We start from the raw sequence: 24,025 nt of genomic DNA, 5'->3' as shown, positions 1-24,025 counted from the left end.
ATAACTGAAACTTAATAATTTAGCAAACGAAAGCCAAAACAATCGGCATCCGGCTTTCCAACCTTAAAACATTTTTATATATTTGCCCAATCCTTCTTCAATGCAAAAGAAAACACTTCTTGACGGACAAAAAATTCAGATTACAATTAAGAGGCTCTGCCATCAGTTAATTGAAAACCACGACGATTTCTCGAATACCGTTTTAATTGGCATTCAGCCAAGAGGTATCTTTTTGGCCGACCGTATTCACCAGGAACTACAAACCATCCTTAAAAACAAAAAAATATTAAAGGGAAACCTCGATATTACTTTTTTCAGGGATGATTTTCGCCGTAAAGACGGACTGGTTACCGCAAGCAGCAATTCTATCGATTTTATTATCGAAGGCAAAAAAGTAATCTTAATTGATGATGTACTTTGGACCGGTAGAACCATCAGGGCAGCACTAGATGCGCTATTAGCCTATGGCCGCCCAGAAAAAGTAGAACTTTTGGTTTTAATAGACCGGAGGTTCAGCAGGCACTTACCAATTGAGCCCGATTATATCGGACATCAGGTAGACAGCCTAAATTCGCAACAGGTAAAAGTAACCTGGACAAGCGAAGGAAGTGAAGACAAAGTAGTTTTATTATCGGAAAAACAATAAATTAAAAATGGCAGCTGAAAAATTATCAACCCGACATCTTTTAGGCATTAAAGATATTAACCGGAATGATATCGAATTGATTTTCGAAACTGCAGATAATTTTAAGGAAGTGATAAACAGGCCCATTAAAAAGGTGCCTTCACTTCGTGATATTACTATTGCCAACATTTTTTTCGAAAACTCTACCCGAACGAAGCTTTCTTTCGAGCTTGCAGAAAAAAGACTTTCGGCCGATGTGGTTAATTTCGCGGCTTCCTCTTCCTCAGTAAGCAAGGGCGAAACCCTGATTGATACGGTAAACAACATTCTATCCATGAAGGTAGATATGGTAGTTATGCGTCATCCATATGCAGGTGCAGGTCAGTTTTTAAGCAAACACGTTAAAGCACAGATCGTAAATGCCGGCGATGGTGCACACGAGCATCCAACACAAGCCTTACTTGATGCTTTCTCTATCCGCCAGAAACTGGGCGATGTTGCAGGTAAAAAAGTAGTGATCGTGGGCGATATCCTGCATTCACGCGTAGCCATCTCCAATATCCTTTGCTTACAGCGTTTAGGCGCTGAGGTAATGGTGTGCGGCCCTACTACATTGATTCCTAAACACATCCACCAGCTTGGTGTAAAAGTAGAACATAACCTGATAAAAGCCCTGAACTGGTGCGATGTAGCCAATATGCTGCGTATCCAGCTGGAGCGCCAGGATATTAAATATTTCCCTTCGCTAAGAGAGTACGCCATGATGTATGGCTTAAATAAACAGATCTTAGATAACCTTGATAAAGAAATCGTGGTGATGCACCCTGGTCCGATAAACCGTGGCGTAGAGATTACCAGTGATGTAGCCGACAGCAAACAATCTATCATTTTAGAACAGGTAGAAAACGGCGTTGCCATCCGGATGGCCGTACTGTATCTGCTGGCAAGCCAGGGGTAGATTAGTTTAGAGTTAAGAGATTGGAGTTCTGAGTCCTCAGCTCAATTGGTTCATAGTCGATAGTCTGAAGTCTAAACTGTTGCCGATAGCTAATAAACGGTACACAGTTTCCAGTTAGCAATGTAACAAGCTCTAACAACTTAACAATTACAACACAGTTAACCGATTTAAACAGTTAACCAGTTTATACGATTAACCAGTTAAACTACTAGGCAATTTCGTCATCTGCGACAACCCCACCAATGAACTAATGGCTACTGAACTAATGAACCAATAGCCAGGCGGCTAATTTTCCACATTCGTACTTTAGCCAATACCAAACCAAAAATCCTATCGTTTATTGCTGTTATTAACAGATGTTAATTACTTCTGTTGATAAGCTTTGATACTATTTCTAATTTAGTACCAACCATATTTGAAACCAATGCAGAAAAAATACTTACTAATTCCGCTATTTGTAGCAGGAGGTTTTAGCGCCTACGCCCAGGTTAGCGCCGTGCAAAACCTTAATAAAAACTATCAAACTGGCTTAGAATTATTAGACAAAGAAAAATATACGGCAGCTGCCCAACAGTTTAAACTGGTTGAGCTACAACGTTATAAGCCTTCTACCCAAACCGAGAGCAATGCCGAACTTTCGCTGTTAAAAGAAAATGCAAAATTCTATGCTGCCGTTTGCGCGCTTGAATTAACCAATAGCGATGCCGAAAGTTTGTTTCAGGCTTTTATCCGCGATTATCCGCTAAACCCGAATACCAAACTGGCTTATTTTTATGTTGGAAAAACTTATTTTAACCAAAAAAACTATAAAAAAGCTTTAGAGTGGTTCGAAAAAACCGATCCTTCTACCCTTTCGGGCAAACAAAGAAACGAATACCAGTTTAAACAGGGATATGCCTATTTCGAACTTAAAGATTACGAAAAAGCAGAACCTTTATTCGAGAAAGTTAAAAAAGAAGAAGGTGCTTTTCAGGAAAGTGCTACCTACTATTTTGCTTACATCAACTATCTAAACAAAGAGTATAAAACTGCCCTTGCCAATTTCGAAAAGCTAAAGGGCTCGCCAACCTACGAAGCCAGCTATCCATATTACATCACTTCGATGTATTATTTAGATGAGCGTTACGATGATGTAATCAGCTATGCTTTACCGGTTATGCAAAAAACCAAACAACAGTTCGAACCCGAAATGTTGAGTTTGGTTGCGGCTTCTTACTTCGCAAAATCCGAGTTTAAAAATGCAGAGAAGTACTTTGCTGAATTTTATGCCAAAGATAAAAGCGAGACTAAGAACAACCTTTTCATTTACCAGTATGGTTACTCTTTGTTCCAAAATAAGAAATACAAAGAATCGGTAACAGTTTTAGAAAAGCTGAATACGGATGATGTTTACCTGCAAAACGGTATGCATACCCTGGGTAAAGCTTTTATCCAGTTAAACGATAAACAAAAAGCCCAAAGTGCCTTCTTCAGGGCTTCGCGTTTAGATTTCGACAAAGCAATTCAGGAAGAAGCCTGGTTAAACTATGCCAAATTAAGCTACGAACTGGAATTTCACCAGCAAGCGCTTGAAGCGACACAGGGTTTCTTAAAAACTTTCCCGAAATCGCGCAAAATCAACGAAGCCAAAACTTTGCTGGGCGAAGTATTGCTTACCACCAAAAATTACCAGGCGGCGGTTGATATTTTAGAATCAATTCCCGATAAAACCTTAGAAGCCAAAGAAGCTTACCAGAAAGTTACCTATTTCCGCGGATTGGAGTTTTACAACGAAAGGGCATTCCCCAATGCATTATCGATGTTCTTACGTTCAGAAAAATTTGCTGAGGACAATGAAATACACGCTTTAAGCACCTACTGGAAAGCCGAATCGATGTACGAGCTGCGCAAATATGGCGAGGCCGTTACCACCTTCGAGAAATTCTTGAAAATGCCCGATGCCGACAAAACAGGGGTTTACAATTTTGCCAACTACGCCCTCGCTTACGCAGCTTTCGAAGATGAAAAATACAGCAAAGCCGCTAACTATTTCGAGAAATTTTTAGCTGGTAATGATAAAGACCAGAAAACCATCGATGATGCCACCATACGTTTAGCCGATTCTTATTTCGTAAACAAGAATTACGGCGATGCGATGGCCAATTACAACAAAATCATAAACAGGCACACCAGCGCCGAAGATTATGCCACTTTCCAGAAAGGGATGATCCAGGGCTTAGAAAACCAGTACGATGCTAAAATTGGCACCATGCAGAGTTTGTTGTCTAAATTCCCAAATTCGAATTATGCCGATGATGCAGGTTTCGAAACGGCTTATACCTACTTCAATAAAGGCGACTTCGATAAATCGAAATCCGATTTGGTAGCCCTGGTAGCCAAATATCCACGCAGCAGTTATGTACCGAAAGCTTTGGTAACCATTGGTTTGGTACAGTATAACCAGGATCAGGACGATGTGGCTTTGGAATCGTTTAAAAAGGTAATTGCCGATTACCCGACTGCTGATGAAGCTAAACAGGCCATGGAATCGATCAAAAACATTTATGTAGATCGTGGCGATGCCAATGGTTTTATTACTTATGCAAACACCACTCCACTGGGCAATTACTCGAGCAATGAGCAGGATAACATCGTTTTTGCGGCTGTAAACAACCTATACTTAAAAGGCGATGCCAACGGTGCTTTCCAGGCTGTTAATGCTTATTTCGATAAATTCCCTAAAGCCAACCACGAGAAAGAAGCCAAATTTATAAGGGCCGAATCGCTGGTGAAACTAAAACGTCCGGATGAAGCTATTCCGGATTACGAGTTTATCTTAAACGACTGGACCAGCGATTATACAGAACGTTCGTTGGTGAGTATTTCACAGTTATTCCTCGATCAGAAAAAGTATAACGAAGCCATCGTTTACTTAAAAAGACTCGAAACCACTACCGATTATAAATCGCACTATAGTTTTGCCATCAACAATCTGTTAAAGGCTTACACGGCCTTAAACATGCCAGATGACATGTTAAAATATGCGCAGTTAACTAAAGATTCGGAGAAAGCCTCTGAAGAAGAAAAAAACAGTTCGGGCTTATTCTCTGGTAAAGCTTATTTATTAAAAGGCGATACCACCACAGCGGTGAAAGAATTTAAAAACGTAGTGGCCAAAACCAAAACGGTTGCTGCTGCCGAGGCGAAATACAACCTGGCTTTAGTAGAGTATAATAAAGGTGATTACAAAACCTCATCTAAAACCTGTTTCGATCTGATTAACAACATGGCCTCTTACGATTATTGGGTAGCCAAATCATTCATCCTGCTATCGGATAACTATGTGGCCCTGAAAGATAATTTACAGGCAAAAAGTACACTTCTCAGTATCATTGATAATTACGACGGTAAGGATGACATCATCCCTACAGCCAAAGAAAAACTGGAAAAACTAAACAAGAAGAAGTAGCAATATGAAATCGATTAAATATATATATAGTTCACTGTTTTTTTTAGCTGCTGGATTAATGACTGCACAGGCGCAGGATAAAAAGCCTGAAGAAAAAACTGCTGTAAACGAAGAGATTGAAGTGGTTCGCCCCTATAAGCCAATTTTGGCAGAGGCAGTAAAACTGAGAAGAAGTCCGAACCTGGATGATGTTAAAACCTACAAGGCCAAACTGAACTACAGCATTACCGACAGAAAACTGGAATTGAACAGCGATATCCAAAAGCTACAAGCCCAGGCCCTTGCCGAAGAAAAAGCAAGTATATTGGTAAACAATTATGTTAAAGGGGCCTTTGGTTCGTTGGCTACGCTTTTAGGAGAGGCTTACTTTAATACAGGTAAAGATGAGGGCTTACAACTTGGTGGCTATTTCAGACATTTTAGTCAGGAAGGAAAGCTGAACAAACAGAACAGCAGCAGTCAGCAGTTGAGTGTTTTCGGCCGCAGCATATTGGATGAAAATACTTTTAGCGGCAAGCTGAATTTCGAACGCAACGGCACCTATTTTTACGGTATTGATGATGTGCGCCCAACGTTAAATCCTAACCCTGAAAAGCAGGCTTTAACCTTTGTAGAGCTGGAAGGTGAAATGGTGAAGAACTTTACAGAAGACCAGGATGCCTTTAGCTATGCTTTAAAAGCGAACGGTTATATCTGGGGCGATAAGTTTAGCGCTAAAGAAAACTATTTCAGCCTGAATGGTTATTTAAACAAGCGAATTAGCTCTTTTAATTTAGGTTTGGCAGCTTCAACTGAATTTGGCAATACCAAAGATGCTTTAACCAATGTTGGCAACAATTTATTGCGCTTAAACCCATACATCCGTTTGCAGGTTAATGGTGCAAAAATCACAGCAGGTATTAATTTTGTGCAGGAATTTGGTACTTATAGCAGCTCGAGGATTTTCCCTGCCGTTACTGCCGATTTCACTTTGATCCCCGATTACCTGCAGGTTTTTGGTGAGGTAAAAGGAGATGTAAACAGAAACTCGCTTAAAGGTCTAACTGATGAAAATCCATGGTTAAACAGCAATATCAATATTAGAAATACCATCGAAAAATTAAGCTTTAGTGCAGGTATTAAAGGTACCGGCGGACCAGGTTTCGGTTATAAAGCCCGTATTTATGTAAAACAGTTTGATGACATGCCACTGTTTGTAAATAACTATACTGATTTTAATAAGTTTGATGTGATTTATGATTTCGGCAAAACCAAACTTACCGGTTTAGAAGGCGAAATCTCGGTACAGGTGAGCGACGCATTAAAATGGACTGGTAAACTAAATATCGACGATTGGAAACCTGCTCAGGAAACTTACTCGTGGTTTAAACCAGGCTTAAAAGTAAGCTCTAACTTTGTTTACACCTACAACAAAAAGTTAAGCTTTAACGCAGCTGTTGTTATTCAGGACGATGTTAAAGCAAAATTATACATTGCTAATCCTGTTAACCCGCAACAGTATGTGGTGCCGAATACTTCAATCGAATCAATCGAAACCATTAAAGGTTTTGTTGATTTAGGTATTGGGGCAGATTATAGAATTAACAATAAATTCTCTGTTTTTGCCAAAGCAAATAACATTTTGAATAAGAACTACAACAGATACCTGTTCTACCAGGTAAACGGGTTTAACATTTTTGGTGGATTGACCTATTCGTTTTAAAATAGGAAACACTCGATTTCTGCCAAGGCAATGCCTGGCAAAACTTCAGAAATTTAACCATAACAAAAAATGCCTTCCGCAATCGGGAGGCATTTTTTGTTATGGCTGTTTAGTAAATGCCAGATTGCAAAAGGTCTGTTTTCGATGGACAAAATAGTTGGAATGGCAGGTATAAGTGAGTTAAAAACATTATATTTCAAATTTTTAACTGATCAAATAATAAACCATGTTAAACCGATTATTATCCTGCGCACTTATCTCAATTGTTTTTTCGGCTTGCGTACAAAAAGATATAAAACAATTTGTAGCAGATGAGCGGGTTGATATTAAAACCATATCACCAGATTCGACTGATTTTTCTGAATTGCAGGCCATTGGAAAAGCAATTGGAGATTCGAGGGTGGTGATGATGGGCGAACAGGATCATGGCGACTCGCCAGCTTTTCTAGCGAAAACAAGATTAGTCAAATATCTTCACGAAGAAAAAGGATTTAATGTTTTGGCATTTGAAAGTGACTTTTTTGCATTAAACGAAGGCTGGGATCGATTGGAAAAACAAAAGTCTAAAATTGATCCTTTCCTATCGGATAATATTTTTAGTATATGGAGCAAATGTAATTCTTGCGACGATTTATTGTACAATTATGTACCAAAAACTTATCGAGATAAAAATCCACTAATCATATCTGGTTTCGATAATCAGATAACTGGCAGCTACAGCGATACAAATTTGAAAACATTTATCGACAATTATTTAAAAGGAAAAAAGATTAACTACACTAACACTGAAAAATATCAAGTAGATTTTCTCTCTTTTATCGATTCGATAACGTACAATAAAAACCTTCAAAAACAGCGAAAATTTAAGGCAGCACTACAACAAATCAGCCACGAACTTTCCGCAGCTGATCCTACGTCTTTTGAAACGATGCTGCTTAAAAGCTTAATGGCATTAACTGAAAGTGAGATTTCTTTTTTAAGCAAAAAAAGTGATGATTCTGAAATTAGGGATAATCAAATGGCAGAGAATTTAAAATGGCTCTTAAAGTACAAGTTTCCAAAAGAAAAAATAATTGTTTGGGCACACAATGCCCATATTATTAAACACCCCGAACTAATCAAAAACTCAAAATGGCACAATAGTAAAGAGACTAAAATTATGGGCAATTTATTCACAGCAGATAAACAGCTTAACGAACAAACTTATATCTTAGGTTTTAACTCCAGGGTTGGAAGCTATGGTAGAACTTACACCGATAAAAAGTTTACTGTAGAACTACCGGCTAAGAACAGTTTTGAAACCTGGATTCCTGAAACAGTACCCTATACTTTCGTAAACTTTAAGCAGTTTCGTGAAGAAAATCCGGACAATAAAAAACCTTTCCTTATGAAGGGCGTGTATCATTTTACCGAATCGGCATCGTGGACGGATATTTACGATGGTATTTTTTATATTCGGGAGATGTATCCTTGTGCCTCAGTGGTTAAATAAATTATAGGTAAAACACTTTTTCACTTCAGCATCCGCTATCCTGGCCACAGCATCTTTATAACACTGAGAGTTGTTCAGGACTCCGCTGAGCAGTTAAATCACCCTTCAGGAAATTGTACCATTGGTTACACTACCTTTATAATTTATCGGAAAAGCTTTAGTCATTTGCTTGCAGATATACCATTTCTGTATTTATCTACGTTATGTTTGGGTAGATACAGGTATGATTTTTGCGAAAACATAATTTAAATCGTTATCATCCATAAAAAATCATATCTTTCTTGTATTCAATTTTTTAACCGAAAATTAAAAATATGGCCATTGCTACATTTGAAGGTAGAATTAACAAATTAAAATAAAAACGCTAATTTTACCCGAATGGATATCTTATCATACCTTTTAGAACTCTTGCAGCAACGCAAAGAAGTTGGGATTACCGGCTTAGGAACTTTTTATAAAAAGAAATATCCCGGTAGATACGATAAGGAAAAACAAACGTTTTTACCTCCTGGCTATACCCTTCAGTTTGCTGCCGATATTACCGAAGAAAAAGCGTTAACTGATTTTATTGCGACCAAAAGAAATATCTCTGCCGAAAGTGCCCAATATTACATCGCACAATTTGTTGAAGAAGTTAACCAGAAACTGGAGCAGGATCATGAAATTGAGTTAGAAAATACCGGTCGTTTGTTTTTTACCGAACAAGGATTGGATTTCGAACCGATTAAAAACATGAACTATGGTTCTGAGTTTTACGGCTTGCCCTCACTTACCGACACTGTGGTTGAAGAAGCACAGGCAGAACCGGCCAAAGAAGATGATGCTGTTTATGATGAAATTGCCGAAGCACCGGTTGCACCTGCACCTTTTCAAAATAAATCTTACCAGCAACCAGTAATAGAAAATGTAGAGTTAGACGAGGTAAAAGACGATCTTAAAAAAACCTTACAACATACCGGGCAAGCAGTTGAAAAAAGTGCAGAAACTCCTGCAACTGTTGTTCCCGATCCGGCTTTAATTGAAACGCCCGAATCAGAAGAAGCAACTGCGATTGATGAGCATCACGAAGTTGAAGTTCCGGAAGCCATTATTCACCAGCACGAAGAGCATCCGAATCGTTTTGGACATACGCCAGAACAGGAAGAAGCCAGTAAAACTGCCGAGGCACACGAAGTAGAAGTTCCGCCAGCAGTTGTACACCAACATGAGGAACACCCGAACCGTTTTGGGCATACACCAGAATCAGAACAGCCGAAAACTTATATTCCACTCGAAGAAGAGGTTAAACCTGCTGAACCTGTTATTGAGGCTCCTGCTTTTATTAAACATCAGCACGAAGAACATCCAAACCGTTTTGGCCACGATCCTATTGAGCACGAAGAACAATCGCAAGGCATGTCTACCTGGTTAAAAGTGGTTATTGTAGCCCTGGTTATCATTATTGCTGCTGCCATTACCTACCTGGTTAAACCCGAATTGTTTAACGGACAATCAGAACCAGTAATCAATACTCCTGCAGCGATTGACTCGACAAAGGTGGCAATCGATACCCTGAAAGCAAAACAAGATTCTATCGCCAAAACAGATAGCATTTTAAAAGCCAATCAGGTACAGAAAAAGGCCGATACCGTTAAAAATCCGGCACCAAAAGTAATACCTGTAGCGCCAAAAGCAGAAGCAGTACCGGCTAAACCAGAAACAGAAGCTAAAAAAACCGGTCCGGTTACATTTGAAGTAATCAGTGCCTCATTCGGAAGCATTGAAAAAGCCGAGCAACACATTAAAACCTTAAAAAAGGTAGGTATAACGGCTAAAATTGCGAAAATGCCGGGCAAACGTCAAAACATAAGCCTGGGTACATTTACCAACGAAAAAGAAGCAATAAGCCAAAGAGATTTATTACAGAAAAAACTTAAAGGGAAAGGTTTTTACGTACAACCCATATTTAACAACACACAACCATAATGATAACTTTATTAATTCAAGACACCACACAAGCATTACAAGACACAGCAAATGCAATTAACCAGGCCGTAACACAGCCTGCACCAGAACTACATTTTATCGATCTATTGTTTAAAGGCGGCTGGGTAATGATTCCCCTGGCATTTCTGGCCTTTTTAGCATTGGTTATATTTGTAGAGCGTTACTTAACCATTAAAAAAGCGACTAAAGATGAATCGAACCTGATGGGCCAGATCAGGTCATATATCCAATCGGGCAATTTAGATGGAGCCATGTCGCTTTTAAGGAACAATAACTCTCCCCTTTCGCGTATGTTGCAAAAAGGTTTAAGACGCATTGGTCGCCCGATTAAAGAAATTGAAGGTGCCATTGAAAACGTGGGTAAATTAGAAGTTTCTAAACTCGAGAAAAACATCAGCATATTGGGTATTGTTGCCGGTATTGCACCGATGCTTGGTTTCGTAGGTACTATTGTGGGGGTAATTACCATTTTCCACCAGGTATCAATTAAAGGAGCTATCGAAATCGGAACCATTTCGGGCGGTTTATACACCAAAATGATTACTTCGGCAACCGGATTAATTATCGGTATTATTGCTTATGTATTGTACCATATTTTAAATATTATGGTAGAGAAAATCATCCTTAAGATGGAAACTGATGCAATTGACTTTATTGATTTATTAGAAGAACCGGGCAAATAATGAATTTACGCAAAAGAACAAAAGGAGGTGTAGAAGTACATACATCGGCACTGAATGACATTATGTTCTTCCTGATGCTGTTTTTCCTGTTGGCATCTGCTGTGGTAAATCCTCAGGTAGTTAAATTGTTATTGCCCCAATCATCAAGCGGACAACAATCTACAGCCAAAAAAGCAGTTACCGTAACTATAGACGAAAAGTTAAATTATTTCGTTGATAAGAAACCGACACCAGAAGATCAGTTACAACCGGTTATCGAAGGCTTCCAAAAACTGGCCCCCGATTTAACCATCATATTGTACGTAGCTAAAAATGTACCTGCCGAAAACATTATGGTAGCCTATGATGTTGCCAATAAACTGAAATTAAAACTTGTTTTAGCTGTTGAGCCTAAAAAATAATGAATACTGCAGAAGAAAATAATTACCCAAAAGCAGTTGCCATTTCTACCGGGATAATGGCTTTTCTGCTTGTGATCAGCTTTTTCATTGTAATCGGCTCTTTCCAGCCGCCAGAGGATATTGGTATGGGTGGTATGGTAGTAAATTATGGTACTGCGGCAGAAGGTATGGGCGACGATTACACCAGCATTGAAGAGCCGTCTGTTGATCCGAATGCAAACCAAAAAGCACCTGATAAAGTAACACCAGAAGAAAAAGTTACTCCGAATACTTCAACCGAATCGAGCGAAAAAGAAATTCAGACGCAGAATACGGAAGAGGCTTTAGCGGTAAATACCAAACCCACCAAGGTTAAAACTACTACCCCAACTGCACAAACAGAAGAAAAACCTGCAAAACCGGTTATCAATCAAAATGCTTTGTACAAAGGTAAAAAGAATACCGGACAAGGGCAAGGAGATGGAACTGGCAGTACACCTGGAAACCAGGGCGATAAAGACGGTGATCCTTTAGCTTCTAATTATGGTGAAGGCGGTTCAGGAAATGGAAATGTTCAGCTTTCGCTTGCCAGCAGAAAATTTATCGATATCCCCCGTATACAAGACGACGGACAAAGCGCAGGTAAAATTGCTGTCCAAATCCGGGTCGATAAAAATGGTAAAGTGGTTCAGGCGCGTGCAGGTGCAAAAGGCACTACCCTATCCGATTTGGCTTTATGGAGAAAATGCGAACAAGCCGTAATGGGAGCCAGCTTAAATAAGTTAGAATCGGCCCCTGATGTACAAACGGGTATCGTAATCTTCAACTTTAAAGTGAAATAATAATTTAAATAAATAATTCGAAAAGCACAGGTAGGTATACCTGTGCTTTTTTTTGTTTGTAACCTGCATCAACGCTAACAAAATCTTCATTATTTCATTTCATAATAGCGATACTCAGCTTATATTTGATCATTATTATGAACTACCAGCAAACACTAGATTATTTATACAGTAAACTGCCCATGTTTACCCGTGTAGGTGCTTCGGCCTTTAAAAAAGATTTAACCAATACCATCATTTTTTGCGAAGCTTTAGGTAATCCACAACATCAGTTTAAAAGTATACATGTAGGTGGTACCAATGGCAAGGGCTCAACCTCACACATGCTGGCCTCGGTTTTACAGGCACAGGGTTACAAAACCGGTTTATATACTTCCCCGCATTTAAAAGATTTTCGTGAGCGGATCCGGATCAATGGAAAGATGATCAGCAAAACGGAAGTGATTTCGTTTGTTAAAAACCAGCAAAAACTGATTGAAGAAGTTGAACCCTCGTTTTTTGAAGTTACCGTTGCCTTAGCCTTCGATTGTTTTGCCAAACATCAGGTAGATATTGCTGTAATTGAAGTAGGCCTGGGTGGCAGGTTAGATTCGACCAATATCATTAAACCGCTCATTTCAGTAATTACCAATATCAGTTTAGACCACACTAATATGCTGGGCAATACCCTGGGCGAAATTGCGGGTGAAAAAGCAGGGATTATTAAAAAAAATACTCCGGTTGTAATTGGCGAAACCCATCCCGAATCGGCTCCGGTTTTCGAAAAAAAAGCAAAGGAAGAAAATGCCCCGATTATTTTTGCAGATGCAGTTTTAAGGGCTCAGGACTTTAAGATCAGGAACAACAAACTTTCGCTATCCGTTTATCAGGATAATCAAATCAGGTATAAAAATCTGCAAAGCGATTTAACCGGTGTGTACCAGCATAAAAACATCTTGACTGTTTTAGAAACCTTGACGGTGCTTAACGAGAAAACGGAAATCAAAACCAATGAAACCAGTATTTTTAAGGGAATAAGTCAGGTTAAAAAACAAACAGGCTTGCAAGGCCGCTGGCAAACTTTAAGTAAAAACCCTTTGGTAATCTGCGATACGGGACACAATGAGGCCGGAATTAGCGAAGTAATCAAAAACATCAGTCAAACGCCTTATCAAAACCTGCACATTGTTTTCGGGATGGTTAAGGATAAAGACATTTCTAAAGTTTTATCGCTTATGCCTAAACATGCTACATATTATTTTTGCAAACCCGATTTAGAAAGAGGGTTAACCGCCAGTGAACTTGCAGCACAGGCCGCCGAATTTAACTTAAAAGGAAATACTTATTCGTCGGTAGCTGAAGCCAAAGCAACTGCCATCCAATCGGCTGGTGTAAAAGACCTGGTTTATATTGGTGGAAGCACTTTTGTAGTAGCCGAAGCGCTGTAAATTGATTATTATCCTCCAAAATACAAATTAATAACAGAGGTGAGTGCCTTGTACCACTCACCTCTTGGTTCTTATATTATTGCGCTTCTAATATCCATTGTTGATTTGCAGAACCAGAAGCACCATTAATGCTATATTGCACAATCTTAGTACCACTCGTTGTACTGCTCCCCGGGTTATCCAACACATAATGGCTAGATAGATTACTCTGAATTACATATTTATTTGTACCCACAGGAAGCATAATCCATTGTTGATTTGCACCGCTGGTAATTGTATATTGAATAATATTGCCGCTTAATGTTTGTGTACCGCCGGCTATATCCAGTGCCTTATTGCTGTTGGCATTAACAATCACATAATTTGCTCCTTGAGTGTTAAATTTCCATTTTTGTCCATTTCCGGTGGCACTGATGCTTTGAACCAGAAAAGCACTATTGGCTGTGCTGTTATTTTCGATAGCGAGATAAAGACCGCTTGATGCATTTTTGATTTTGTACCAGGTATTTGCTGTAATGCCATTGGTAACAGGCACTGTTAATGGAGTAGAATTCTGATTGAAAATATCCGTGATGGTAATTCTTACTGAATAAGTCCCACTTCCTAAAGTACTGCTAATGGTGGCCGATCTTTTTTGAGGCAATACTTCATTTACTGTGCTAACTACTGTACCAGATGGGTTAAGCAACTCTACTTTTGATGAAAACTGAGGGCTTTTGGTCTGGTTATTCGTCCAGTTTACGCTTACCGTATTACCGTTGCTGGTGGCTGTTGCCGATTGCACTTCTGCAATGGTTAATGTGGGTGCCGATCCCTGATTGGTTTGTGCCGGAAGTGCCAATGTACGCCCGGTACCGAAACCCGAACCCGGCTGAACATTTCCACCGTGTTCCATAAAATAAGCATCCTCCGTAGCATCATATCCCGAGTTAAAAGCCCTGTCGTAAATACCGTTTCTACCGGCATCGCCGGCATTGGCACTAAAACTTCTGCTGGTATGCTTTTCCCAGGTATTGTTTGTACTTAAATTCCAGCAATCTTTAAAAAAGGCTTTTCTGATAAAACTGCCATCATAAGCAGGATTAGTTCCGGTCCAGTTTTCTAAAAACGCATCGTTACTGGAACCCAGAAACTGTGTACGCTCAGGGATGGCCAGTGTAGACGTGTGGAACCAAACTCCGGTGGTTTGATTTTGGATAAAAGATCCGATATATAACTTCCCGTTTAATTTCCATGCCCTTAGGGCTAAATTATACCAGGTATTAAGTTCCCATTGGTAAGGATTAATGGTTTTGTAACCATCCCCTTCACCTCCAAACCGGCTGCTAATGGTCGCTGGCCCTGTGTAAGCTACTTCCGAATAAACCCCACCCGCAGTATTTGGGTCCCACAGCGAAGAAATCAGAATGTTGGGTGTTCCAAAAGAATTATCGGGGGTTTGCTGCAAACCTGCATAGCCACCCGCATAATTGTGCACCGAAAAATATTCGGCATTAGCTGATTGTGTAATTTTTATTTTATGCAGTTTAGCAATCGCATCCGAAGGAAAGGAAAAATAAAGGTGTTCTGATGGCGCTGCATTCTCCCCGCTTAACGCAGCAGCTGTTGCCAAACCCAGGGTTTTCTTTGATAACTGTGGGTTTTCTGCAATAATACTTTTTTGACAGGAAAAGAGAAAAAAACGAGGGTAACCATAGCCATTAAAGACCAGGTCGAAAATTTAGTTGACTTCATAGTTTTACATTTTGGTTAGGTGATTAATTATCATATTAAATTAACCACAAAAATCAAAATGAGCTGATTTTTCTCCACGCAAACGATTGTGTTAATTGCGATAGTGTTAACTCTAATTTATTAGACAAATCAACTGCAAACACATGAAAATGAGCAGGTTTAATAATCAAAATTCTACCTGTAGATACTTTTCATAAACAAAAAGATGTCGAATGTAATACCCAATGACCGTTTTTTGATTAATGTTATTTAGACAACCGTTTGCGTTTAAATTACTTCCAGAAATCGCCTGTTTCGCTTCTAAATATTTACACAAATAAAAAATTTCTTCATTCAAAAATGGTTACTTTAGCCGCATTAATAAAGATAAAATGAAAAAAATTCCCGGTCTGATTCTCTCAGTTTCAATTCTTTCTATTTCTATTGCTTTCGGGCAATCCAAAAAAGTAACACCTGCACCAGCTAAAGCATTTCCAGCCGAAGTAGCCCGCCCTAAACTGGTGGTTGGCCTGGTTGTAGATCAAATGCGCTGGGATTACCTGTATCGCTTTTACAACCGTTATACCAATGGTGGTTTAAAAAGATTAGTAAACGAAGGTTTTTCAGTAGAAAATACATTTATTCCTTACACACCAACCTATACTGCTTGTGGCCATACTTGTATTTACACAGGTTCGGTACCAGCTGTACATGGCATTATTGGTAACGATTGGTACGATCCGGAGACCAAAAAGAATGTTTATTGTACCGAAGATTCGACCGCAACTACGGTTGGCAGCACGCCTTCTTCTGAAGGAAACATGTCGCCAAAAAATATGTTAACCACCACCATTACCGATGAGTTGAGGTTAGCCACCAATTTTAAAGGTAAAGTAATCGGTATCTCGTTAAAAGACAGGGGTTCTATCCTTCCTGCAGGCCATGCTGCAAATGCGGCTTACTGGTATCAGGGCAGTACCGGAAACTGGATTACCAGTAGCTATTACATGAAAGAAGTACCAAACTGGATTGCTGACTATAACAAATTAAAACTGGCTAATAAGTTTTACGCTAAAAACTGGGAAACATTATACCCAATTAACACTTACGTAAACAGTACTGCCGATGCCAAAGAATATGAAGGCAAAAACAATACTTTTCCACACCAGTTAACCCAAAATATCGATAAAAATTTCGATGCGATCAGAAGTACTCCTTATGGCAATACCATTACTTTAGATTTAGCTAAACTGGCCATTTTATCAGAAGATTTAGGTCAGGATAACATTACCGATTTCTTAGCGGTTAGCTGCTCTTCTACTGATTACGTTGGTCACGCTTACGGACCTAATTCTATTGAGGCAGAAGATACTTACTTGCGTTTAGACAAAGACATTGAAGAATTCTTTAACTACCTGGATAAAAAAGTAGGTAAAGGTAGCTATACCGTATTCTTAACTGCCGATCACGGTGCTGCACACGTACCAGGCTTTATGCAAGAAAACAAAATGCCTTCTGGTGTTGTAAGCGACAGGGATATTGCCAATAAATTAAATACTTATCTGAACGATAAATTCAAAGTAAACAATGTGGTTTTAAGATCGATGAACAACCAGATCATTTTCGACCACGCGAAAACAGATAAAGCTTCAGTAAGTTTCAATGTAATCAAATCAGCATCAGTTGAATTCTTAAAAACTTTAGATGGCTTTCAGAATGCAGTAGATATTGCGAACATTTCTCAAAGCACGCTTCAGGAGATTCAGAAAAAGATGATCACCAACGGATATAACGCACGCAGAAGCGGCGATATTTATTACGTTTTGCAGCCAAACTGGTTTAATGGCGGCAGTACCGGTACTACGCACGGTAACTGGAACCCATACGATTCGCATATTCCACTTGTGTTTATGGGTTGGGGTATTAAACCAGGTGCTACCAATAAAACACACTACATGACTGATATTGCACCCACACTGGCTGCACTACTCCACATCCAAATGCCAAACGGAACGGTAGGAGAACCAATAACAGAAATAACCAATAAATAATTCAAAGAAAACTATGCCACCAGCATAGTTTTTTTTATTTAAAGGTAATCCTCACCCTGAATTTATTTCAGGGTCTCTATCTTCCTGGTTGTTTCTAGAGCCAGAATAGTTTTACTTATCCCTGGCCTGACATTAAAAATTAACTTCAATTTTTTATCTTAGAAAATGCCAAAATATACCGCCACCAAACTTACCCCCATGCTCGAATCGCATGATATGCCGGCAACCCTAAAATTTTATACCGAAGTTTTAGGTTTCACTTGTGCCACAAAATTTGATGATCTGAGCTGGTTCAGCCTCACTAAAGATGAGATAGAGATCATGTTCAGTATGCCCAATGCTCACCGCAATATCCCGAAACCCATTATGAGCGGTTCACTTTACATCAAAACCAACGAAGTGGAAACGCTTTGGGAAAATTTAAAAGATCAATGCGAAATCTGCTACCCTATTGAAGATTTCGAATTCGGCATGAGGGAGTTTGCCATTTACGATAACAATGGCTATCTGCTTCAGTTTGGGCGCGAATTAGAATAGACTAAAGGCCGTAACGGTATAGGGTATTCGCGGTTTGCGCCGCATATTTTACTACATTTGCATACCAAATATCAGTCGGAAAAAGCCTGATTTAAGTCTGGAATCGTTAGTTCGGAGTCTTTAGTCGAAATCTCTCCAATACAGAACCAACTTATTGCTTATCCGGCTATTTAAATGACAAACACAGGTAGATTTAAAATTACCTTTGCTTTAAATTCAGTTTATGCAACAAGTAGAAATATATAAGCCCAAAAATAAAATCCGTTTTGTAACCGCTGCTTCTTTATTCGATGGCCACGATGCAACCATCAATATCATGCGCCGTATCCTGCAATCGTCGGGAGCCGAAGTAATTCACCTGGGGCACAACCGTTCGGTTGATGAAGTTGTAAACTGCGCCATTCAGGAAGATGTACAGGGCATCGCCATGACGTCATATCAGGGCGGTCACATCGAATATTTTAAATACATGTACGATCTGTTGCAGGAAAGAGGTTCGGGGCATATTAAGATATTCGCAGGTGGCGGAGGGGTAATCCTACCAGCCGAAATTGAAGAACTTCAGGCATATGGGATTTCGAAAATCTACTCTCCCGATGATGGCCGTAAGATGGGATTACAGGGCATGATAAACGATATGCTGGTGCAAACTGATTTTGTTACCAAAGCCAGTATCACCAACGAATTAGAAACCATTCCGGCAAAAGATATTAAAGCCATAGCCGGTGCCATTACTGTTGCAGAAAATGATCCGGAGGGCGCACAAAAATTTGTTGACGAATTAAAGCGACTATCACAAAATAACACTGCTCCTATCCTGGGTATTACCGGAACCGGTGGAGCTGGAAAATCATCACTGGTTGATGAGCTGGTGCGCCGTTTTCTGGTAGAGGTGAAAGATAAAACGCTGGCCATTATTTCTGTCGATCCTTCTAAGCGAAAAACCGGAGGTGCCCTACTTGGCGACCGGATCAGGATGAACGCGATCAACAATCCAAGGGTGTACATGCGTTCGCTGGCTACCCGGCAAGCCAATCTGGCATTGTCGAAAAACGTGCAGGAAAGTATCGATATCTGCAAAGCAGCAGGCTACGATCTGATTATTGTCGAAACTTCGGGAATTGGCCAGTCGGATACCGAAATTACCGAGCATTGCGATGTTTCATTGTACGTTATGACACCCGAATTTGGTGCAGCTACGCAATTGGAAAAAATAGATATGCTCGATTTCGCCGATCTCGTAGCCATTAATAAATTTGATAAAAGAGGTGCTTTAGATGCGTTGAGGGATGTGCGCAAGCAATATAAGCGCAACCATAACATTTTCGATGCCAAAGACGATGAAATTCCGGTGTATGGCACTATGGCCTCCCAGTTCAACGATCCGGGCATGAACAACTTGTTTGTGGCCTTAATGGAGCAGATAAAGGTTAAAACCGGAACTGATTTCAAAGCCAAAATGGAATTGACTACAGATCAATCCGAAAAGATTTATATCATTCCACCCGATCGCATCCGGTATCTGGCTGAAATTGCAGAATCGAGCCAGATGTATAACGAGTGGGTAACTAAACAGGCCACTATTGCCCGTAAAATGTACCAGCTCAAAGGTGTAATTGATCTTACGAAGGAAATCAATTTCCCTCTTTTAGAGGAGGGTCCGGAGGACGGGGTGTCAAGAAATTTACAGGCAACCTACACCTTTTTCGAAGAACAACTCGACGGTGAATGCAAAAGGCTATTGCGCCAGTGGCCCGAAACAAAAAAGGCTTATCAGGAAGAGTTTTTCATTTATAAAGTCCGCGATAAAGAAATTAAACAGCCTTTGTTTTACGAATCGCTTTCGAAGCTTCAGATTCCAAAGGTATCGCTTCCCCGTTACGAAGACTGGGGCGATATTTTAAGGTGGTTGCTCACCGAAAACCTACCGGGCGAATTTCCTTATGCAGCAGGGGTATTTCCACTTAAGCGCGAAGGCGAAGACCCTACCCGCATGTTTGCTGGTGAAGGTGGACCCGAACGGACCAACAAACGTTTCCACTACGTTTCATTAGGCCAACCGGCTCACCGCTTATCTACCGCTTTTGATTCGGTTACCCTTTATGGTGAAGATCCACACATCCGTCCCGATATTTACGGTAAAATTGGTAATTCAGGTGTGAGCATCGCCACTTTAGATGATGCCAAGAAATTATACTCGGGTTTTGATCTCTGTGCACCTTCCACATCGGTATCGATGACAATTAATGGGCCAGCACCAATGTTACTGGGCTTTTTCATGAACGCTGCTATCGATCAGCAATGTGAAAAGTACATTATCGAAAATGGACTGGAAAAGGAAGTTGAAGCTAAAATTAAGGCCATTTATAAAGCCAAAAATGCAGAAAGGCCTGCTTATAATGGTACTTTACCACAAGGAAACGATGGTTTGGGCTTAATGCTTTTAGGCCTAACCGGCGATCAGGTGCTGCCTGCTGATGTTTATGCGCAAATTAAAGCCAAAGCCATCAGCTCCGTGCGTGGGACTGTTCAGGCTGATATTTTAAAGGAAGACCAGGCACAGAATACCTGTATTTTTTCTACCGAATTTGCCCTAAGGATGATGGGTGATATCCAGAAATATTTTATTGATGAAAAAGTACGGAACTTCTATTCAGTATCCATTTCGGGTTACCACATCGCCGAAGCAGGTGCAAATCCCATCTCGCAACTGGCTTTTACGCTGAGTAATGGCTTTACCTTTGTGGAGTATTATTTAAGCAGGGGCATGCATATCGATGATTTTGCGCCTAACCTTTCTTTCTTCTTTTCTAACGGTATCGATCCTGAATATGCAGTAATTGGCCGTGTAGCACGTAGAATCTGGGCAAAAGCCATTAAAAACAAATATAAAGGGAACGATCGTTCGCAGAAACTGAAATACCACATTCAAACTTCAGGTCGCTCGTTGCACGCCCAGGAAATCGATTTTAACGATATCCGGACTACCTTACAGGCTCTCTATGCCATTTACGACAATTGTAATTCGCTCCACACCAATGCTTACGACGAAGCCATTACTACACCTACCGAAGAATCGGTAAGACGGGCGATGGCCATACAATTGATCATAAACCGGGAGTTAGGCCTGGCCAAAAATGAAAACCCGCTACAGGGAGCCTTTATCATCGAAGAATTAACCGATTTGGTAGAAGAAGCTGTACTGGCAGAATTTAAACGAATAAACGATCGTGGTGGTGTTTTAGGAGCTATGGAAACCATGTACCAACGGGGAAAAATACAGGAAGAAAGCCTGTACTACGAAACCCTGAAACATACTGGCGAATATCCTATTGTTGGCGTAAATACCTTCTTAAATAAAAACGGTTCGCCTACCATTGTTCCGGGGGAAGTAATCAGGGCAACCGAAGAAGAAAAACAGTTCCAGATTTCTACATTAGAAAAGTTCCAGAACCGTAACCAAGATAAAGCCGCCGGTTTGTTGAAACAGTTGCAAAAATCGGCTGTTGCCGGCGATAATATCTTCGAACAGTTAATGGAAGTATGTAAAATCTGTTCATTAGGGCAAATTAGCAACGCCCTTTACGAAGTTGGCGGACAATACAGGAGAAACATGTAATGAAAAGATTAATCTTTCTAATTGTTGTCCTGTTTAGTGCAAATACCTGGGCTGCTACACTACCCCAAACCACTTACATAATCGCTTTAGGTATTGCGCAGGATGGTGGCTACCCACACATGGGCTGCCAGAAAAACTGTTGTAAAATAGCCTGGGCTAATCCAAAAATGCAGAAACAGGTGGTTTCCCTTGCCCTGGTCGATCCGGTTAATAAAAAATGGTGGTTGTTCGAAGCTACTCCCGATATCAAACAACAGTTGCAACATTTTAAATCGCAAACCAACAATGCCTATCCATATCTTCCTGAGGGCGTATTTATTACGCACGCCCATATTGGTCATTATACCGGCTTAATGGAATTTGGTCGCGAAGTAATGGCAACCAAAAGTTTAAAAGTGTATGTATTGCCTAAGTTAAAAGCCTTTCTGGAGCAAAATGGACCATGGAGCCAACTTGTCAAGTTAAACAACATCAATATTATTGGGCTTTCGGCCGACCAAGCCATTACTGTCTCCAATAATACAGTAACAGCATTTACGGTACCTCACCGTGATGAATTTTCAGAAACTGCCGGCTTTAAAATTATTACCCCTACTAAAAAATATCTCTTTATTCCTGATATCGACAAATGGAGCAAGTGGAATAAAGATATTATAACAGAAGTTAAAAATGTAGATGTAGCCATGGTTGATGCTACCTTTTATAGCAATACCGAACTTGCTAACAGGGCAATTGCCCAAGTACCTCACCCTTTGCTTACAGAAACAACAGATTTGTTTAAAAACGAAACAGCAGCAGTAAAACGCAAGCTGTATTTCATCCATTTTAACCATACCAACCCATTATTGTGGAGCGCTAAGGCACAACAAGCTTTGCAAAATAAAGGCTTTAACCTGGCTAAGCAAGATCAAATTTTCTATTAACCCTAAAAAAAAACCTGTTGCAATAGGCAACAGGTTTTAAATATGGTAAAATCAGTGGGGCTTATCCTGCAATCCAGCTGAATTTATAATCAATCGTAGGATTTTTCATTCTTTCCGCTACACGCAACAAACGCGAAGGTAAAGCCATAATGTAGTCGCGGGCTTTTTCTCCGGCCTCGTTTAAGTCGCGCATACCTTCAATTTTCCAGTCAACAATTAACTGTTGCATAATGTCAACATAATCAATCGCCGTGTAAACGCCTAAACGTTGTGCTGCATCAGTAAAATGACCGAAAGTTTGACCAATTTTTAAACCAACTTCACGCAAGAAGTGAGCAGGCATTACAATTTTTTGGCGCATCATATCTTCAAAAGCAAGCATCGCCTCATTTGGATCAACTTCAAAGATACGGCTCATAAAATCTTTATAAGCTTTTGCATGTCTGGCTTCATCAGAAGCAATTACACCGCACATTCTCGACAATAGCGTATCGCCATCTTTTTTGGCTAACGAAGCTACTCTTCTGTGCGAAATATTGGTTGCCATCTCCTGAAAAGAAGTGTAAACAAAATTGCGGTAAGGATCGTGTCCGGTACCGATGTCGAAACCATCAGCAATAAGGTATTGTGTAGAAATCTCCATTTGGCGCATATCCACCCTACCCGATAGGTATAAATATTTATTCAACAAATCCCCGTGACGGTTTTCTTCAGCAGTCCAATGTCTGTTCCACTTCATCCACCCACCATCTTCTTTCATACTTGGTCCCTGCACCATTGCTAACCACGACTCATAAGTAGGCAAAGCCTCCTCTGTAATCGTATCACCAATTAATACAGCTACAAGATCGTATGAAAGATCTTTTGCATTATCCCTTAGTATTCTTATATCTTGATAAAATGTATCACTTGTAGAGTCAGGTAGAAAGTCAGATGGCTGCCAGTTGGTATCGATCGGTTTAAGATAGGTATCCATCATATCCAGCATATACTGTTCTATATGCACCATCACTTCCCTTCTTTTATCTGCAAAAAAACTCATTATTCGTGTTTATATATTTGTTGTAAGCAAAGATAACCAAATATTACGGCAAACCTCGTGATATTAACATATTTAGCATCAAATCAGTTTTAAATCAACTTTAAATTATCAACATCATTTTAATTATTAAGTTTTGTTAACAATTTGATTGCGTCACACAATCTCCATTTACAGTTCCATTATTTTGTTAAAACGAAATTTTATAATTCTTTCTGAAGCGCAAAGCCAATGCTAATAGTAAAGGTTCCGTCCTGCTGTTCGTTTCAATCCTTTTGGAGGGGTAACGCGAGTTAGGTATGTTCTTCGAGCCAAAAGGGGATTTCCACCGCCATCAGGGCTATTATTGAAAGCTTAAAGCCAAAAGACTAAAGCTCTAAGCAGTGCCTCCCGCTTTATGCTTTAGCCTTTAAGCTTTTATCTTTTTGCTTCCCACTCAAATGCCCTAAAACAAGAAAACCCTTTAACATTGTTGTTAAAGGGTTTCTTTTAAGATTTGGCACCGACCTACTCTCCCACGTGTTACCGCAGTACCATCGGCTCTGGTGGGCTTAACTTCTCTGTTCGGAATGGGAAGAGGTGGACACCACCGATATAGGC

Annotated in this window: 16 protein-coding genes and 1 rRNA gene; 14 read left to right on the top strand and 3 right to left on the bottom strand. The window is 40.0% G+C overall.

What is annotated here, in order from left to right:
* Positions 1-100 precede the first annotated feature (100 nt).
* The 10 genes from pyrR (at position 101) to HWV58_RS09130 (ending at position 13,543) form a co-directional block, all read left to right on the top strand.
* A complete protein-coding gene (gene pyrR, locus HWV58_RS09175; RefSeq protein ID WP_124562171.1) occupies positions 101-646 on the top strand; it encodes a bifunctional pyr operon transcriptional regulator/uracil phosphoribosyltransferase PyrR in 546 nt (181 codons plus the stop codon).
* 7 nt (positions 647-653) lie between these two features.
* Positions 654-1,583 (top strand): aspartate carbamoyltransferase catalytic subunit, encoded by a 930-nt coding sequence (locus tag HWV58_RS09170; RefSeq protein WP_039482225.1) that lies wholly within the window; start codon positions 654-656, stop codon positions 1,581-1,583.
* Positions 1,584-2,007: 424 nt separating this feature from the next.
* Positions 2,008-5,031, top strand: coding sequence for a tetratricopeptide repeat protein (locus HWV58_RS09165; protein ID WP_175633824.1), 3,024 nt, complete (start codon positions 2,008-2,010; stop codon positions 5,029-5,031).
* A gap of 4 nt (positions 5,032-5,035) precedes the next feature.
* The gene (locus tag HWV58_RS09160) at positions 5,036-6,733 is read left to right on the top strand and encodes a TonB-dependent receptor (RefSeq protein ID WP_175633823.1); all 1,698 of its coding nucleotides are present in this window, start codon (positions 5,036-5,038) and stop codon (positions 6,731-6,733) included.
* Positions 6,734-6,959: 226 nt separating this feature from the next.
* Positions 6,960-8,225 (top strand): erythromycin esterase family protein, encoded by a 1,266-nt coding sequence (locus tag HWV58_RS09155; RefSeq protein ID WP_175633822.1) that lies wholly within the window; start codon positions 6,960-6,962, stop codon positions 8,223-8,225.
* A 378-nt stretch (positions 8,226-8,603) separates the two neighbouring features.
* Positions 8,604-10,190 carry an HU domain-containing protein gene (locus HWV58_RS09150; RefSeq protein WP_175633821.1) on the top strand — a complete coding sequence of 529 codons (1,587 nt, stop codon included), beginning with the start codon at positions 8,604-8,606 and terminating at the stop codon, positions 10,188-10,190.
* The gene (locus HWV58_RS09145) at positions 10,190-10,894 is read left to right on the top strand and encodes a MotA/TolQ/ExbB proton channel family protein (protein WP_039482213.1); all 705 of its coding nucleotides are present in this window, start codon (positions 10,190-10,192) and stop codon (positions 10,892-10,894) included. The genes HWV58_RS09150 and HWV58_RS09145 overlap by 1 nt, the downstream gene beginning before the upstream one ends.
* Positions 10,894-11,295, top strand: a complete 402-nt coding sequence (locus HWV58_RS09140; RefSeq protein ID WP_039482209.1) for an ExbD/TolR family protein — start codon at positions 10,894-10,896, stop codon at positions 11,293-11,295. The genes HWV58_RS09145 and HWV58_RS09140 overlap by 1 nt, the downstream gene beginning before the upstream one ends.
* Positions 11,295-12,116, top strand: a complete 822-nt coding sequence (locus tag HWV58_RS09135) for an energy transducer TonB (protein WP_175633820.1) — start codon at positions 11,295-11,297, stop codon at positions 12,114-12,116. The genes HWV58_RS09140 and HWV58_RS09135 overlap by 1 nt, the downstream gene beginning before the upstream one ends.
* A gap of 137 nt (positions 12,117-12,253) precedes the next feature.
* Entirely contained in the window at positions 12,254-13,543 is a 1,290-nt protein-coding gene (locus HWV58_RS09130; protein ID WP_175633819.1) for a bifunctional folylpolyglutamate synthase/dihydrofolate synthase, read from the top strand.
* A gap of 76 nt (positions 13,544-13,619) precedes the next feature.
* Here HWV58_RS09130 and HWV58_RS09125 read toward each other — a convergent pair whose 3' ends face one another.
* Positions 13,620-15,155, bottom strand: a complete 1,536-nt coding sequence (locus HWV58_RS09125; RefSeq protein ID WP_175633818.1) for a DUF3472 domain-containing protein — start codon at positions 15,153-15,155, stop codon at positions 13,620-13,622.
* Positions 15,156-15,648: 493 nt separating this feature from the next.
* Between HWV58_RS09125 and pafA the strand changes: the two genes are divergently transcribed.
* From pafA to HWV58_RS09105, 4 genes are all read left to right on the top strand, one after another.
* On the top strand, positions 15,649-17,307 hold the full coding sequence (gene pafA / locus HWV58_RS09120) for an alkaline phosphatase PafA (protein WP_175633817.1): 1,659 nt from the start codon (positions 15,649-15,651) through the stop codon (positions 17,305-17,307).
* A gap of 165 nt (positions 17,308-17,472) precedes the next feature.
* Positions 17,473-17,844: a VOC family protein gene (locus tag HWV58_RS09115; RefSeq protein WP_175633816.1), complete on the top strand. Its 372-nt coding sequence runs from the start codon at positions 17,473-17,475 to the stop codon at positions 17,842-17,844.
* Between the two features lie 223 nt (positions 17,845-18,067).
* Positions 18,068-21,463: a methylmalonyl-CoA mutase family protein gene (locus HWV58_RS09110; protein WP_175633815.1), complete on the top strand. Its 3,396-nt coding sequence runs from the start codon at positions 18,068-18,070 to the stop codon at positions 21,461-21,463.
* Positions 21,463-22,386 carry an MBL fold metallo-hydrolase gene (locus tag HWV58_RS09105; RefSeq protein WP_175633814.1) on the top strand — a complete coding sequence of 308 codons (924 nt, stop codon included), beginning with the start codon at positions 21,463-21,465 and terminating at the stop codon, positions 22,384-22,386. Before HWV58_RS09110 ends, HWV58_RS09105 begins: the two co-directional genes overlap by 1 nt.
* A 61-nt stretch (positions 22,387-22,447) precedes the next feature.
* Here HWV58_RS09105 and HWV58_RS09100 read toward each other — a convergent pair whose 3' ends face one another.
* Both HWV58_RS09100 and rrf read right to left on the bottom strand, forming a co-directional pair.
* Positions 22,448-23,428 (bottom strand): acyl-ACP desaturase, encoded by a 981-nt coding sequence (locus HWV58_RS09100; RefSeq protein WP_175633813.1) that lies wholly within the window; start codon positions 23,426-23,428, stop codon positions 22,448-22,450.
* Positions 23,429-23,919: 491 nt separating this feature from the next.
* Positions 23,920-24,025, bottom strand: a 5S ribosomal RNA gene (gene rrf / locus HWV58_RS09095); the annotation flags it as partial.

The sequence above is a fragment of the Pedobacter ghigonis genome (assembly GCF_903166585.1).
GTDB classification, from domain to species: Bacteria; Bacteroidota; Bacteroidia; order Sphingobacteriales; family Sphingobacteriaceae; genus Pedobacter; species Pedobacter ghigonis.
Note: the sequence above shows the minus strand (reverse complement) of the source record. Positions and strands in the feature narration are given on the sequence as shown.

Bases quoted from the DNA above. Each gene is read 5' to 3' on its own strand.
- HWV58_RS09140 (WP_039482209.1), top strand. From the start codon at position 10,894: ATGAATTTACGCAAAAGAACAAAAGGAGGTGTAGAAGTACATACATCG.
- HWV58_RS09135 (WP_175633820.1), top strand. From the start codon at position 11,295: ATGAATACTGCAGAAGAAAATAATTACCCAAAAGCAGTTGCCATTTCT.
- HWV58_RS09150 (WP_175633821.1), top strand. From the start codon at position 8,604: ATGGATATCTTATCATACCTTTTAGAACTCTTGCAGCAACGCAAAGAA.
- HWV58_RS09160 (WP_175633823.1), top strand. From the start codon at position 5,036: ATGAAATCGATTAAATATATATATAGTTCACTGTTTTTTTTAGCTGCT.
- pyrR (WP_124562171.1), top strand. From the start codon at position 101: ATGCAAAAGAAAACACTTCTTGACGGACAAAAAATTCAGATTACAATT.
- pafA (WP_175633817.1), top strand. From the start codon at position 15,649: ATGAAAAAAATTCCCGGTCTGATTCTCTCAGTTTCAATTCTTTCTATT.
- HWV58_RS09165 (WP_175633824.1), top strand. From the start codon at position 2,008: ATGCAGAAAAAATACTTACTAATTCCGCTATTTGTAGCAGGAGGTTTT.
- HWV58_RS09130 (WP_175633819.1), top strand. From the start codon at position 12,254: ATGAACTACCAGCAAACACTAGATTATTTATACAGTAAACTGCCCATG.
- HWV58_RS09100 (WP_175633813.1), bottom strand. From the start codon at position 23,428: ATGAGTTTTTTTGCAGATAAAAGAAGGGAAGTGATGGTGCATATAGAA.
- HWV58_RS09170 (WP_039482225.1), top strand. From the start codon at position 654: ATGGCAGCTGAAAAATTATCAACCCGACATCTTTTAGGCATTAAAGAT.
- HWV58_RS09155 (WP_175633822.1), top strand. From the start codon at position 6,960: ATGTTAAACCGATTATTATCCTGCGCACTTATCTCAATTGTTTTTTCG.
- HWV58_RS09145 (WP_039482213.1), top strand. From the start codon at position 10,190: ATGATAACTTTATTAATTCAAGACACCACACAAGCATTACAAGACACA.
- HWV58_RS09110 (WP_175633815.1), top strand. From the start codon at position 18,068: ATGCAACAAGTAGAAATATATAAGCCCAAAAATAAAATCCGTTTTGTA.
- HWV58_RS09105 (WP_175633814.1), top strand. From the start codon at position 21,463: ATGAAAAGATTAATCTTTCTAATTGTTGTCCTGTTTAGTGCAAATACC.
- HWV58_RS09115 (WP_175633816.1), top strand. From the start codon at position 17,473: ATGCCAAAATATACCGCCACCAAACTTACCCCCATGCTCGAATCGCAT.